Origin of the sequence: Undibacterium paludis, assembly GCF_022568815.1 — a bacterium.
Lineage (GTDB): Bacteria > Pseudomonadota > Gammaproteobacteria > Burkholderiales > Burkholderiaceae_D > Undibacterium.
Genome location: NZ_JAKZHX010000010.1, coordinates 205,561 through 220,659 on the forward strand (window position 1 = coordinate 205,561; position 15,099 = coordinate 220,659).

Below are 15,099 nucleotides of genomic sequence, written 5' to 3' on the forward strand. Positions count from 1 at the left end.
GTAGTCTTGCGTCAGCGGAAGACTCGTGGAAACAGGCAAGGCAGACGAGAACTTTGCCTGACGCTCGGACCAGGTCAGCCCCTCAAGTCTGGCGCACCACCAGATTGGTCTGCAAGACCTCGGACTCGACTGTTTCTTCATTGATCAGCCCCAGGATCTTCTTGGCAAGCAGGATGCCGCCATCACGCAGGTACTGGTGCACACTGGTCAGCGCAGGGATAAAGCTGGCTGCACCGGGCGTATCGTCATAACCGATGACAGACACCTGCCCCGGCACGCTGAGATTTTTTTCAGTGATGGCGCGTATCGCCCCCATGGCCAGCAAGTCACTGGCGGCGAAAACAGCATCAAAGGACTGGTCTGCTTTTTCCAGGTAGGCTGACATGCAGTCAAATCCCGCCTCAAAGGTAAATGCCTTGGGACGCAGGATGCTGACTGCATGCTGCTGCCCGCTTTGCTGCTCCAGCGTTTCCATAAAACCGGTGCAGCGCTCCTGGATTTCAGCGTGATCAATATCGCCAATGAACAACATCTTGCGACGACCCTGCTCGATAAAGCGCTGCGCCACGCTGGCCCCGCCCTTGCGGTTGTCACTGCCGACCACGATGCAGGACTGGTTGGCATCCGGCGCGCCCCAGATTACCAATGGCAAGCCGGACCGTTGCAAATGCCGCACTGCTTCACCATGCGAGCCCTGGCCGAGCAGGATCATGCCATCTGCCCCCTGCACAGGCGGCGTATCAATGAGCTGCATGGAAGTCAGCACCACGCTATAGCCGGCAGTGGTCAGTTCCTGGGTGATGCCGCCCAGTAGCTCCAATGGATAAGGGTCAGACATGGGTCTGTCGCTGGCGGGTGTCATTTCCACTACGACGGCAACTGAATGGCTGCGCCCCAGGCGCAGATTGCGGGCGCTGACGTTAAAGCGATAGCCCTGCTGCCCGGCAATCTTGCGTATTTTCTCGCGCGTCTCTTCCGTCACCAGGGGGCTATTGCGCAGGGCACGCGACACCGTAATGGTGGATACACCGGCAATTGCCGCCAGATGTTCCATCGTTACCCCGGATTCGGGATTGGGTGCGCCTTTCTTTTTTGCTGCCATGCAAAGACCCTGCCTGTTTGTTGTTCCAGTGTTCGTTGTATCGATGTTCTTGTCTATTGCGTTTATATATACGCAAAGCGCAAACATCAGATTTTCAGGCGCATTATGACAGAGCTTGCAGGGCTAAGGAATATTTCGCACCCCAGAGCAAAGCCCCCCCCATCTCTCGCTGACCTTGCTTTGCGACCTGGCGTATCAAGCTGGTAGTCGGCAAGGCAGCAAGGAAGTGGACGAGCAAACAGGCGCGACTGCAAGAGCAATAATTGCGTCAGATATTCGGCAAATGTTGTGTCAGGATTGGCGCAGGACCAGCTTGCAAAACCGAAATTTCCATCGGAACAATGAGCAATGAAACCACAAATAGGATTTGTGTCGAATAAATGACATCGATAACATTTAAATTGACATCGATAACATTTCTTGTTTCAATGAGCTTGTTTTTACATCTCATCACTTGAGTGCCAGGGAAAATCAGGTCAGGACTACAATGACCAGACTCATTTAGGAAGTGGTGTCAGGCAGCCGGGGAGTTGTAGCAGTACCAGCTTGCAGCCTGCGGATGGCGAAACAAAAACTTTAATAATATTCAGGAGTACAACATGAATTGTAACAACCACTTCCGGTTGTCGGCGATCACGCTCGCCATGATGACATTGATGAGCCAGGCTCACGCACAAGCACCTCAACCGACACCTCCGTCAGGACCCCAGGCTGAAGGCAGCACGGCAGCCCAGGCCGACGCCGGCAACGCCAAGCCTGGCAAACCGGAAGAAGTCCAGCTGATCGTCGTGACTGGTAATGCCCGCAATGGCGGCCAGCGCAAGATCGATGCTTCCTATTCCATCACGACAGCGAATGAAGAACAGTTGAAACAAGCCGCCCCCAGCAGCACGGCTGACCTGCTGAAGATCGTCCCCGGCATCTATGCCGAATCCAGCGGCGGCAATGCCGGCGCCAATATCGGTGTGCGCGGCTTCCCTATCGATGGTGATGCGCCTTTTGTGACCATACAGCTCAATGGCTCGCCTTTGTTCCCGCCGCCCACCCTGTCCTTCCTGGAAGGGTCATCCCTGTTCCGCATTGACGATACAGTAGAAAGAGTGGAAGTCTTGCGCGGCGGCCCCAGCCCCATTTTCTCGAATGGTCAGCCTGGCGCGACGATGAACTTCCTGCTCAAAAAAGGTCGCGACACTGCTGAAGGCAGTCTGCGCGCTACCGTGGGCACGGGCAATCTGCGCCGTATTGACGGTTATTATGGCGGCAAGATCGCCGATGGCTGGTATGGCACCATAGGCGGTTTTTATCGCGTCGCCCAGGGTGTACGTGACGGACAATACCCTGCGGATGAAGGCGGCCAGGTCACTGCCAGTGTCACAAAAAGACTGGACCAGGGTGAGCTGACTTTCTATGCGCGTACAGTTAATGACAAGAATACTTTCTATACCGGTGTACCACTGATTTCTGCTGCTACGGCTGGTGGCAAGCCCACAGCCTTCCCTGGTTTTGATCCCTTGACCGGTTCCCTGTACGGCAACGAATTGCGCAATGTCGCACTCGAAGTCGGCCCCGGCCAGGTTATCAACAAGGACCTGGCGAATGGTCGTGGCTTGCAGGCCAATCTGTTTGGTGTCGACTTCAGCCAGAACATCAATGGCTGGACCGTCAGCAACAAACTCAACCATTTCTCTGGCGATGCCCCTACCCTGGCGATTTTTACCGGCAACAGCCCAATGAGCATGTCCGCCTACATCAATAGCGCCATCCAGTCTGCCAATGGCCAGGCCAACGTGGTCGCTGCTGCTGGCGGCAAGCAGGCGACATCGGGCACGGCAACTTACCTCAATGGTGGCGGCGCAGTCGCTGCTGACCAGCAAGTGATGTCGGCCGGTATCTGGTCGGTGGAAAAGAAACTGAGTTCCTTCACCGATGAACTGCGTGTCAGCAAAGAAATCATCAAAGACCACACCATGACAGCCGGTCTGTACTATGCCGATTATTCATCCAAGGACATGTGGTACCTGGGCAATGGTGTGCTGATGACGGCGACACCGAATGCCCGTCCGATCAACCTGCAATTGAATAATGGCGTGGTAGTCAGCGGCAATGGCCATGACGGAGCATCCTTCTACACCCTGAATGAAAATTTCTCGGCACAGAATACGGCTTTCTACCTGGCTGATGAATGGAAGATCAATGATGCAATACGCATCGATGCCGGTGTACGTACCGAGAACCGCCGCTTGAATGGAGTCATCTCCAACCCCAAGTCAGTGGACCTGGATAATAACCCCCTGACCCTGTACAACAACAACGCATCGGTACTGAGCGGCAGCAATACACCGGTCAACCGTACCGACAGTGAAGTCTCTTACACCCTGGGCGGCAACTACAAGGTGTCAGAAAATTTCAGCGTCTTTGCCCGTATGAATTCCGGTTTTGCCCTGCCGCAGTTTGACACCATACGCGACAATGGCGTCACTGCACCGGTGACCAAGGTCAAACAATATGAAATTGGCTTGAAGAGCGTGTCTGAGTACGTCAGCGCCTACCTGACTTTCTTCCACAACACCTTCACCGGCCTGCCTTTCCAGCAGTTCCTGGCGGATGGCAGCAATGTCACGGCCATCGGCGGCTCCAGCGGCTCTGGCCTGGAATTTGAAGTGGCGGCACGCCCGGTCAAGAACTTCCAGATTTCATTGAGCGGTGCTTACCAGCAATCAAAGTATGAAAATTATGGCAGCAACACCGGCCATGAAGTCAAGCGCCAGCCCAAGCTGCAGTTCCGCCTGTCGCCGAGCTACCGCATCCCCCTGGACAATGCCGATATCAAGCTCTACGGCACTTACACCCATGTCGATGCCCGCTTTGCCGACGCAGAAAACCAGCAATCCCTGCCCAAGTATTACACACTTGATGCCGGTATCCTGGTCGGACTTGGCGACAACCTGGAATTCCGCCTGGCCGGCACCAACCTGACCAATCAACTTGGCCTGACAGAAGGCAATTCCCGCGTCATCGGCAGCGGCAGCAGCGTGGTCTTTGCCCGCCCTATCTTTGGCCGTGCGATTGAGGCTTCGGTGTTGTATCGGTTTTAGTATCTGTTAGTTCATCAAGCAACGTAAACTGCTTTAAAAGCGGACTTACCTGTCAGGTAAGTCCGCTTTTCATTTCGATTCCATACAGTCAAAAGTTATATTAAGCCTCAGTCTTTGCGTAAGGTATCTTGCTACGCAATACGCCAAATGACAATAAACTACCTAATATCGGCACAAGGACAGGAAGAAAACCATAGTAGACCCAGCTTCTGCCGCATCGTGACGCTGCCTGGCCAAGGAACACATGTGCAGCAAAAAAAGCAAGGAGATAAGCACATAATCCAACTACCGCTCCAAGCGAATTCTTTTAGCCTGAAAACACACCGACAAAAATTGTGACAAACATAAAAACTATAGACAGTCGCGCACGAAGCAAAGATTGTTCTGCATAAGATGTGGCAGTCATGAGAGACCTCCGATTAATTGATATTAGTTTGTCTGGTTTTCAGTATCATACATTCGCTGCAGCTCATATTCAGCCCCATCAACATGTTCGTCAACGGCCTGGCGAAGAAATCCCATCCCTGATGCCTTGTCTTGAGAGATGCCATTTAATCCATAAAAAAGGTCAAGCCCATGGAATGCCTTAGCTTTTGAATGTCCACCTTCAGCTGCCAATTTAAATAACTGGGCAGCTTTTTCCCGGTCTTTATCTACCACATCCCCAACGTCGTAATAAGCGCCAAGGCGGTATTGAGCTTCAGGGCTCCCTAAATTGGCGGCCTCAGTCAATATACCGAGTGAACGTTTCTCGAAGTCTTCATCAGTTTCTTTGCGAATAAGTCTAAACGTGGAGTACAAATATAAGGCTTCCGGGCATTTCGCTACTATGAGTGGCGCGAGGATTTTATAAGCGGCCCGGCAAGCACCAGCCTCGATTTTTTCTCTTGCTTTTTGCAATAAATATTCTTGATCTGAATTATTCATGATTGAATCAAAATTACGCAGCATCATGACCTTGGCACGTAATCACATGATTCCATACCGGTAAGTCCGTTCAGCAAATGCTTGCTGGCATTCTACAACCTCGCAGACTGCAACATTGTATTCCCTCCCCTTCAAGGGGAGAGTCAGGGAGGGGGTGGGGGTCTGGTCAATTGTCCGTCATTCAAACTGCGGCAAAAACCCCATCCCAGCCATTCCACGGCGCAGCTTGCAAGCTGCTTAGAAATTTGTGGCACAAAGCTATGCTTTGCGAATTCCCACAAATCTCCCCTTGAAGGGGAAGGAGCCAAAATCAAAAACGGCCCAGTTCACACTATCAAATCCCGTACCCTGCCCACCTCATCAAACAAAAAGAAATGCCCGCCATCAAAGATATGTACCTCTGGTGGGTTGCTGAAACATTCTGCCCAGGGCTTGCCATCGGCATAGGCTATCCTGTCATTCTTTCCCAGCAGTATGCGTACCGGTACATCGTGGTCGCGTTCGCTGCCGTCGACATAGGCTTCTGCTGCTTCTATGTCGGCGCGCAGTATGGGTTCAAATAATTCCATCAATTGCGGTTCTGCCAGCACTTCTGGCGAGATGCCGCCCATGTTGCCAACCCATTCCAGGAATTCTTTTTGCGGTAAGTCTGCATGGTGTTCCAGTGCACGGCTATGTGGTGCGGCAGCACCAGACAACACCAGCCTTTGCGGCAGGCTCGCGCCCAGTTCCGCCAGCCTGTCCAGCATCACCAGGGCGATGTAGGCGCCCATGCTGTGGCCGAACAAGACATAGGGCTGGCCGGCGCTGGCGCGCAGGGTCGGCTCCAGCAGGGCGGTCACCATGTCAGGTATGCTGTGCATCAAAGGCTGACGCATATTGCTGCCATGGCCGGGCGGGTCCAGCGTGATCCATTCGTGATCATGACCACGGGCAAGACTGGCATAGCTGTAGCAGCTGCCGCCGGCAAAAGGATAGGCGATGATTTTCAAGCGATATATTCCTGTGGCGTTGATCAATAAACTCCAGGCTCCCGACTAGGACTGGATTAAAATTGCGGTTTGCAAAACAAAACATCATGCCGCAAATTGACTGAAAACGCATCATGTCTGACACTACATCATCACTGACCGGCGACCGGGCTACAGAAATCTGGACGTGCAGCCTGGCACATTTACGTGAATACCGGGACAAGCTGCAAAATCTGCTGACCGCAGCAGAACAGGCGCGCTGCCAGCGCTACAGGCAGCAGGACGACAGGGACCGTTATATGGGTGGGCGGGCGCTGACCAAACTGGCTGTGGCCCAGTTTTGCCGGACTCCCCTGGCCGATGTCAGCATCGCTGTGCAAGAGTCTGGCAAGCCTTTTGTCTTGCTTGCCAATGAGCACTTGCCAGTACCGGGCGTCAGTATTTCCCATGCCGGTGAACTGGTGGTGGTGGCGCTTGGCCTCGTTGCCGATATCGGGGTCGATGTCGAATTATTGCACCACGACGTCAATATCAGGGAGCTGGCGGACGTAGTTTGTCACCCTGATGAAATTACCGATATCTATCGCCCGTCTGATAAAACCGTGACACAGAGATTCTATGCCTACTGGGTATTGAAAGAGGCGTATCTGAAAGCAACAGGTGATGGCCTGTCAGCGAATGTACGCTCAGTACTGTTCAGTATCGATGCAGATGATCAGGTGAACCTGATACATGGCCTCGCGAATCAGGCAGATGCGGGCTGGGAATTCTCTCTGAGGCAACACGACGACCAGCATATGATGGCTCTGGCAACAAGAACACCAGCCAGGAATCGGGGAAGCGCGAGAGTAAGGCAAGCACCGTTATTACATGATGCACTACCTCTATTACGGGCCTATTGCGATTGAAGATTTCTTTGCCGGTGGTTACTCGCCGGAACCAATTGAAGAGTAACTGAAGAGGAACGAATTATCGCATCAGGCACATAGCCCGGATGAGCCATGTGCTCTTTTTTCTACAGCGGGGAATTTATTTCTTGATGGCGAGAACGATGGAACCGTTCCAGTTGGCGCCGCCATTTTCTACCAGGATGCTCAGGACGTTGGTGATTTCTGTCCATTCCATGGTGATTTTTGCGCCGCCGATGTCAACGCCGTCAGCTTTCAGAGTACCATTTGCGTCAGACAGCAGCTTGGTACGGTATGCAGGATCTTGTGCGGATTTTGCGATTGCAGATGCGAGTTGGTCGTATAAATGTGCCATTTTTATTACCCCTAGTTTACGTGGTTCAACGAAGATAACATCGGAATGAAACGAAACTTAACGCCGCCTGTTTCAGCTCTGAGTTCAGATCGAAATCAAGCTCAAATTTTAGGCAGCGAAGCCATACTACACGCCCCCAGAAATGATGTCTAGTGTTTAACAAAGCCAAAAAAAATATTATTATTTTTGCGTTGTAAAAAATTCGGAATAGTTGGAAATTACGTCTAGAATATGCAACATCAAGTTCCAGAATCCGATTACGCTCTGTAGCGAACGTCACCAGAGTGACAATCAGTACAGTAAGATCGTAGACAGGTTCTAAAAAACTTTCCTCTCAGGATCAATATGCCAAACATAAAAACCTTTACGCCAGCAGGTCGCCTCGACAGCAACAACTCTGCTGCATTTGAGAAAGAACTTCTCGCAGCACTTGACGCAGGTGACAACCATATCCTGCTCGATTTTACCGACCTGGCCTACATCAGCAGCGCCGGTTTGCGCGTCGTATTGCTGACTGCAAAAAAAACCAAGGCCAGTAGCGGCAAACTGGTTTTGTGCAACCTGAATGAATCGATCAATGAAGTGTTCCTGGTCAGTGGCTTCAATGCCATACTCGATATACAGACCAGCAAGGATGCGGCGCTGGCGCGCTTCTGAACGCCATCCACCGCAATTCGACTAGCTACTCTGATAGTAAGGCCCCTGTATATGCAGGGGCTTTGTTGTTTTTGCACCAGACTTATACGTCAGCAGCTTCCATGATAGCCTGGGTCCACTCTGCCGCTCTTTCATAAGCGGTTGTCGTTACCGCTTCTTTCAGTTTGGGGTCGGCGTCCATCAATTCCATGAATTGCTGCCTGTCTATGCTGATACAGGTGCTGTCCACCACGGCACGGACTGACCAGGTGCGCGGTACCGGGCGTATCAGCGCCATTTCACCAAAGTAATCACCGTCGTCGAGCATGCCCAGCGGTGTTTCTTTGTCTCCCTCAAGCTTCACATAGTTTTCCAGCTTGCCACGGGCGACAATATAGAACTTGCTGCCAGGTTCGCCTTCTTCAAATACTGTCTTGCCTGCTGCAAAAGATTCTGATACCAGGGACTTGGACAGCTTCTGCAAAATCTCGTCATTGCATTCTGACAGGAAAGGAATCTCGCGCAATCTTTCCACCGACACGCTGGCCTTGCCATCGTCGGTAATCGTGAAGCCGCTCTGCTTGCGCCACAGCATGGCGTAGCGCCCGTCTTTGGCCAGCAATTCTTCATGCGTGCCTGACTCCACCACCAGGCCTTTTTCCATGACGATGATGAGATCATAGCCAGTGATGTGGGTAAAGCGATGTGTGACTGACACCACGGTCCAGTCGGCAGAAATGGCATCGAGGGTAGCACCGATCTCGGCTTCGGTATGGGCATCAAGCGCCGATGTTGCTTCGTCAAGGAAGAGTATGCGTGGCTGGCGCAACAGAGCGCGAGCGATGGCGATACGCTGGCGTTGCCCGCCAGACAGACTGCCGCCCTGGCTACCGACCACACTTTGATAACCGTCAGGAAAACTTTCAATCAGGTCATGGATGCCTGCGTCCTTGGCTGCGGCGACGATTTCTTCATCTGTTGCGTCAAGCCTGCCCATGCGTATGTTTTCTGCGATAGTCGTGTCAAACAAGGCGGTATTTTGCAGGACCACGCTGGTTTGCGCACGCAACGATGCCTCAGTACCGTCACGCAGGTCCATGTTGTCTAGCATGACCTTTCCCCGAACGGGATCGTACAGTCGCATCAGCAGCGACAGGACGGTGGACTTGCCTGAACCGGAACCGCCGACGATAGCTACGGTTTGACCGGCGGGTATTTCGATATCAACACCGCGTAATATCGGGTGACCGGCCTGGTAAGAAAATTCCACACCCTGCAGCTTGAGATTTTCATTGATCGCAGGCAAAGCTCTGGCGTCTTTGCCATCTGACAGGTCGGGTTTGGCGCTCAGCAGTTTCTGTATGCGCGAATAACTGTTCATGCCCTGCACCAGCAAGGGAATAGCCTGGGTCAGGTTATCTGTTGCACCACCAATATTGAGCAACAAGCCGATGAAGGCAATCAACAGACCGGTGGTCAGGAAACCCATCACAGCCAGGATAGCACCGACACCCAGCACGCCAATCTGCAAGAAACCGGCAGCGACATTGGTGGAACGACCTATCATGGAGGTGAAGAAATTGGCCCTGAAATCATCTTCCTGCAAGCGGCTCAGGCGTTCGCCAAATTGCTTTGCACGGTAGTCGCTGAGATTGAAGGTACGTATGGTCAGGTGGTTGAGCAAATTCTCTTGCACCATGCCAGCATTGCCTGATTGCAGGTCGTCGCGTGAACGGCCGAACTTGCGTGCCCTGGGTCCAAATGGTTTGGGGGCAAAGGCAATCATGGGCATCAGCGCCAGCGCGACCAGGGCCAGTCGCCATTCGATGACAAACAGCAGAGTCAGGCTGGTCAGTATGGTCACCAGGCGCATGCAGAAACTGGGCAGGCCGCGCACCAGCGCCGTTTCTATGGCCATCACGTCAGGACCAAAGCAGGCGATGATGTCACCCTGCGGTGTCTTGCTGAAAAAATCGGTCGACTGCTTTTGCAGGTTACTGAACATTTGCTCTTGCAGGCTTTTGGATACCCTGGAACCTATGGTGGCCGTGCCAAAGTCCTGCATCAGGCCGGCGCCGGCATTGAGTAAAAAACCGACTGCCAGCACACCGAGCAGGATAGCCAGCAAGGGCATGTCCTTGTTGACGATGGCCTTGTCGAAGATGTAGCGGTAACTCAGCGGCATCAGCAGGTTGAAGCCTATCTGCACCAGCAGGGCCAGGGCCACCAGACTGGCCAGCAGGCGATAGGTAAACGCCAGCCTTAGCGCCTGGCCGATAAAGGCCCAGAATGTGACCTTGTGCTCCCCGTCTTGCGCCTTGCCTGCTTCAGGTTTGGCTGCGCTTGTTTGTTCACTCATGTTGGCTCCAGTTTACGGATTCAATATCACTGCAATCGATGTCTGCCTGAACGGATCGCCATTCAGGTCTGTTTTTTAACCCTGAACAAAATTGTGTACACCACCGGTATGACGCCCAGCGTCAATACCGTTCCCAAAGCCAGGCCGCCGACAATGACGACAGCCATGCCAAACCATAATTCACCACCAAAAATCATCAGCGGCACCAGACCCAGTATGCAGGTCAGCTTGGTCATGACGATGGGACGCAGGCGCTTTAGCGCCGCCATCACCACTGCTTCATAATGTGGTTTGCCTTCATGCAGTTCTTCGGCTATGCGCTCTAGCAGCAGAACGGCATTGTTGATGATGATGCCCGCCAGCGCCAGGATACCCATGATGGCCATGAAACCAAAATTGGCCCGCGTGACCAGCAGGCCCGCCACTGCCCCCACCAGGCACAGCGGAATGGTGATGGCGATAATCGCCACCTTGCGATAAGACGAAAACTGCCACAGCATCAGCAGCAGGATGGACCCGAGCGCCACCGGCAAAAACTTGACCAGAGCACCCTGCGCATTACCGGAAGTCTCAAGCTCACCGCCGACACCGATGCGGTACCCATCGTCTAGCTTGATCCTGTCTATCTGCGGGCGCATGGCCTTGACCAGGGCATTGGCTGACATGCTGAGGCTCTTGCCTGATACGGTCACTGTCCTGACGCCATTGCGTCGGCGTATAGCACCGTCTTCCGGCACACCTATCAGTTCGGCTATCTGGGTCAGGGGGACGGAAGTCTGGCCGTTTTCTGAAAACACATTCAGGGTTTTCAGTCTGTCGTAAGAGATCAGTTCCTTGTCCTTGCCGGTGATGACGATGGGGATGGTCTGGTCAGTATCGCGGAACACGCTGACCTGTATGCCGGACAGAGCACCATTCAATGACAGCGCCACATCAGCCGAGGTAATGCCTGCACGCCTTGCCATGGCCTGGTCGACCTTGACCAGCAGTTTCCAGGTACGGTTTTCCCAGTCATCCTTGACGTCGATGGTATCGGGCAGGCTGCGCAATTGCTGCTTGAGTTGTTCGGCCAGGTTCTTGAGTATGGTGGCGTCGGTGCCAGTGATACGCAGTTCGACCAGACCAGTCTCTGAACCGCCGAGCCAGAACTTCTTGACCTCGGCCCGCAGTTCAGGGAAATTGGCGAACAGGTAGTTACGTGTGCGCTCCAGCGGTATGTCGACATTGCCGCCCTGGGGCAGGTTGACGACCAGATAGGCACGATGCGGCGCACCTGCAACGGGGGCCATGGCCAGCACAAAGCGCGGGCCGCCGTAACCGACATAGGACACGACACTGCTTACTTCGGGATTGGTCTTGTTATCGAGCAGCCAGGCATTGAGCTTTTTGACCATTTGCTCGGTTTCCACATACGGTGAACCGGCTGGCAGATTGATCAGCACCATATACTGATTGCGTTCTGAATTCGGGAAGAATTGCTGCGGCACCTTGCCAAAGCCCAATAGTGACAGCACAAAGGCAAAACCGACCACGCCAAGAAAAATCAGTCTGTGCCTGAGTACACTTTCCAGCAGACGGCGATAGCCGCGATAAAAACGGCTGTCGTAATGCTCGTCTGATTCCTGCTGATGACCGGCAGAGACTTTCATGAAGTGGTAGCACACCAGCGGCGTGAAGGTCAGCGCCAGCACCCAGGAACTGAGCACGGCAATACTGGTCACCTGCGCCAGCGAACGCACATACTCGCCGGTCTGGTCATCCGCCAGCAACAAGGGCATGAAAGCCAGCACGATGGTCAGTGCCGATGTCAGCAAGGGAGTGGACAGACTGACTCCGGCGGCAATGCATGCCTGCTTGCGGTCTTCCCCTGCGACAAAGCGGCGCATGATGTCTTCGGCAATGACGATACCATTGTCCACCAGCAAACCCAGGGCAATGATCATGGAAGCAATCGATACCCTTTGCAATTCTATGTTCATCATGCTCATGATGATCAATGACATCAGCATGGTCAGTGGGACGATAGTGCCGACGATGAGGCCGGTGCGCATGCCCAGGAACACCATGACCACGACCAGCACGATCACCAGGGTTTCATACAGGGTGCGCTCGACATCGGCAATCAGGTGACTGACAACCTCGGGCTGGAAGGTGGCGAAATCGAGCATGAAACCCAGTGGCAGGCCGGGCTTGATCTCGGCAATACGGGCCTTGAGGCTCTTGCCAAAGGCGACGACATTACCACCCTCGGCCATGGAAATGGCTAGCACGATGGCGGTCTTGTCATTGAACATGGCGCCGCTGCTGCGCGGCTCTACATAGGCGCGGCGCAGGCTTAGTACGTCGGACAGGGCAATCGCCTGGCCGCTCTTCGGTATCAGTATCGGTGTTTTTTCTATATCGGCCATGTCGCTGAAATTGCCGGTCGGTTCCAGTGTGACGATAGCCTTGTTGGCGATCACCTGGCCGCCGGGCAGGATCACATTCTGCTTTTGCAGGCTGGCCAGCACATCGCCGAGCGACAGGCCCAGGCGCGACAGTTGTGCGGGCGAACCCTCCAGATAGATGCGCTCAGCCGGCAGGCCATGTACTTCCACCCGGCGCACGCCGGGCAGGGTCGTCAGGTTATCGCGCATTTTCAATGCTACCTGACGCATCTCCGCCATGGTGAAACCTTCAGCAGTAATCGCCAGGGTGGCAATGGCGACGTTGCCAAAATCGTCGTTGACGCTGGGACCGCTGACACCGTCGGGCAAGGACGAGCGCGCATCCGCCATCTTGTTGCGTAGTTTCTGCCACAGGGGTTCAAGCTGGAAGTACTTGTCGTACAGCTTGACGCTGATGATGGTGCCGCCGGTAAAAGCCGTCGACGTGATTCTTTGCACTTCAGGGATTTCGCGGATTTTTTCTTCCAGCGGGCGGGTCAGCAATTGCTCTACCCGCTCGGGTGACATGCCGGGGAAAGATGCGCTGACGATGGCTTCCCTGACCTTGATGGGTGGGTCTTCCTGCGCCGGATAGTTGAGGAACAGGCTGATACCCAGACCGGTAATGATGACTATGCAGGCAATCAGCAGGCGCGGATTCTTGAATGCATAAGCGGTAAGGTTGATCATCTGTCTCTCTCTGTTTCTTTACACCGAAGAAGCGGATTCACGAAGAATGATAAAACCACATCAGGGAAATTCAGGTTCGTATAACTGCGTGGCGGCGGGGCAAAAAGACAGGCAGCCGCTGCCACCATCAATCAGATGACCTCAAGTCTTGCTGCCGCCCTTGCCTTCTTTCGCCATGGGCTTGACTACCTGACCATCGGACAGAAAGGCAACACCGGCCACCACGACTTCATCACCGGCTTTCAGGCCTTCATCGATTTCAACATCGCTGTCATTGACAGCCTTGATACGGACTTCCACCCGTCTGACCTTGCTGTTCTTGTTATCAAACACAAAGGCAAATCCATGGCCAGGTGCATTGCCGGGAACGATGGCCTGCAGCGGCACCAGGATATTTCTCTTCACCTGCACGTCCTTGCCTGCGTCACTGCCGGTATTACCATTGACGGCAAATTGCACCCTGGCCGTGACACCGGGGCGCAGACCTGTGGTGTCGCCAGTGATACTGACATAGCTGGGGAAAGAATCACCGGCGCTGGCGCGCGCATCGATACGGCTGACCTTGCCTTCGAGCTTGCGGTCTGCCAGCTGTATGCTGACCGGCGTACCCAGTGCAAAATCCTGCATGAGTTTGTCCGGCACCCGTATGGCGACGCGCAGGCCGGCTGCGCCATCGAGCCGCATGATGGCCTGACCGGCATTGACATCGGCAAACGGTTCAATCAGTCGGCCGGATATGGTGCCGTCTGCAGGAGCCTGCAGCATTGTGTAGTCAAGATCACGCTTGGCCAAGGCCAGGGCTGACTCACTGTTGGCGAGGCGGGTCTCTGATGCCGCCAGGTCGACCCTGAGTTTTTCCAGCATATTGCCGGTCATGTAGCCCTGTTCCTTGAGCAGGGTCTGGGCAGCCAGGGCATCACGCTTTTCCTTGCGTTCGCTGATGGCGCTCTGCAAGCCTGACTGGGCGTTTTTCAGTTTGAGTTCGTAAGCCATGGGGTCCAGCCTGGCCAGCAATTGCCCTTTCTTCACCTTGTCGCCTTCATTGACCAGCAACTGAGTGACTCGCCCCTGTATGGGGAAGGCCAGGTTCCAGACTTCAGCCGGTTGCAATTCACCGACCAGGGAGCGATAACGCTGCTCGCCGCCAGCCTGGGCAGTAATGGTCTTGACCCGTGGAGTAATATCAGTCTGGACAGGCTTGGGTTTGTCACCGCAGGCGGTGAGAATACAGGTCAGCAGCAGGCCGGACAGCAGCCTGCATGCAGGTGCTGCCACATCGTTTGAACACAGGTATTTCGGCGATACGCTGGCTGCCTGGCAAGATACTGACATGATGGCCTCATTTCAGTGCGTGTGTCTCGTTGGTCAAGGTGGCGACATATTCACATAACAGACGTATGGTCGGGTAATCCCAGACGATCGTCGATTCAATTTCGATACCCAGCAGGTCATCGAGTTCAACGATCAGGTCCATGACATTGATGGAATCAAGTCCCAGGCTGTTGAAGGGCATGTCGGGATCGACATCATCGGCGTCTTGCCCCAGGATGGCGGCGACACGCCGTATCAGCCAGTCTTCGAGCTGTTCTGCATTCCATTGTTTGTCTGCATTTTGCATGGTCATCATCTG

General features: G+C 54.0%; 11 protein-coding genes. 3 read left to right on the forward strand and 8 right to left on the reverse strand.

Features of this window, described 5'->3' with window-relative positions:
- Positions 1-82: 82 nt before the first annotated feature.
- Positions 83-1,102 carry a LacI family DNA-binding transcriptional regulator gene (locus tag LZ463_RS18245; protein ID WP_241457241.1) on the reverse strand — a complete coding sequence of 340 codons (1,020 nt, stop codon included), beginning with the start codon at positions 1,100-1,102 and terminating at the stop codon, positions 83-85.
- A 599-nt stretch (positions 1,103-1,701) separates the two neighbouring features.
- Between LZ463_RS18245 and LZ463_RS18250 the strand changes: the two genes are divergently transcribed.
- A complete protein-coding gene (locus LZ463_RS18250; protein WP_241457242.1) occupies positions 1,702-4,197 on the forward strand; it encodes a TonB-dependent receptor in 2,496 nt (831 codons plus the stop codon).
- Positions 4,198-4,626: 429 nt separating this feature from the next.
- On the opposite strand, the gene LZ463_RS18255 is transcribed toward LZ463_RS18250, so the two are convergent.
- Positions 4,627-5,124, reverse strand: a complete 498-nt coding sequence (locus tag LZ463_RS18255; RefSeq protein WP_241457243.1) for a tetratricopeptide repeat protein — start codon at positions 5,122-5,124, stop codon at positions 4,627-4,629.
- Between the two features lie 326 nt (positions 5,125-5,450).
- The gene (locus tag LZ463_RS18260; protein WP_241457244.1) at positions 5,451-6,116 is read right to left on the reverse strand and encodes a thioesterase II family protein; all 666 of its coding nucleotides are present in this window, start codon (positions 6,114-6,116) and stop codon (positions 5,451-5,453) included.
- Between the two features lie 113 nt (positions 6,117-6,229).
- Here LZ463_RS18260 and LZ463_RS18265 point away from each other — a divergent pair, with 113 nt between their 5' ends.
- Positions 6,230-7,003, forward strand: coding sequence for a 4'-phosphopantetheinyl transferase family protein (locus tag LZ463_RS18265; RefSeq protein ID WP_241457245.1), 774 nt, complete (start codon positions 6,230-6,232; stop codon positions 7,001-7,003).
- A gap of 121 nt (positions 7,004-7,124) precedes the next feature.
- Here the strand turns inward: LZ463_RS18265 and LZ463_RS18270 are convergent, their stop codons facing one another.
- The gene (locus tag LZ463_RS18270; protein WP_241457246.1) at positions 7,125-7,358 is read right to left on the reverse strand and encodes a hypothetical protein; all 234 of its coding nucleotides are present in this window, start codon (positions 7,356-7,358) and stop codon (positions 7,125-7,127) included.
- 345 nt (positions 7,359-7,703) lie between these two features.
- On the opposite strand from LZ463_RS18270, the gene LZ463_RS18275 reads away from it, so the two are divergent.
- A complete protein-coding gene (locus LZ463_RS18275) occupies positions 7,704-8,015 on the forward strand; it encodes an STAS domain-containing protein (protein ID WP_241457247.1) in 312 nt (103 codons plus the stop codon).
- Positions 8,016-8,097: 82 nt separating this feature from the next.
- Here the strand turns inward: LZ463_RS18275 and LZ463_RS18280 are convergent, their stop codons facing one another.
- From LZ463_RS18280 to LZ463_RS18295, 4 genes are all read right to left on the reverse strand, one after another.
- Entirely contained in the window at positions 8,098-10,353 is a 2,256-nt protein-coding gene (locus tag LZ463_RS18280) for an ABC transporter transmembrane domain-containing protein (RefSeq protein WP_241457248.1), read from the reverse strand.
- Positions 10,354-10,415: 62 nt separating this feature from the next.
- Positions 10,416-13,469: an efflux RND transporter permease subunit gene (locus LZ463_RS18285; protein WP_241457249.1), complete on the reverse strand. Its 3,054-nt coding sequence runs from the start codon at positions 13,467-13,469 to the stop codon at positions 10,416-10,418.
- Between the two features lie 141 nt (positions 13,470-13,610).
- Entirely contained in the window at positions 13,611-14,801 is a 1,191-nt protein-coding gene (locus LZ463_RS18290) for an efflux RND transporter periplasmic adaptor subunit (RefSeq protein WP_241457250.1), read from the reverse strand.
- 7 nt (positions 14,802-14,808) lie between these two features.
- Positions 14,809-15,087, reverse strand: a complete 279-nt coding sequence (locus tag LZ463_RS18295; RefSeq protein ID WP_241457251.1) for an acyl carrier protein — start codon at positions 15,085-15,087, stop codon at positions 14,809-14,811.
- Positions 15,088-15,099: the final 12 nt, after the last annotated feature.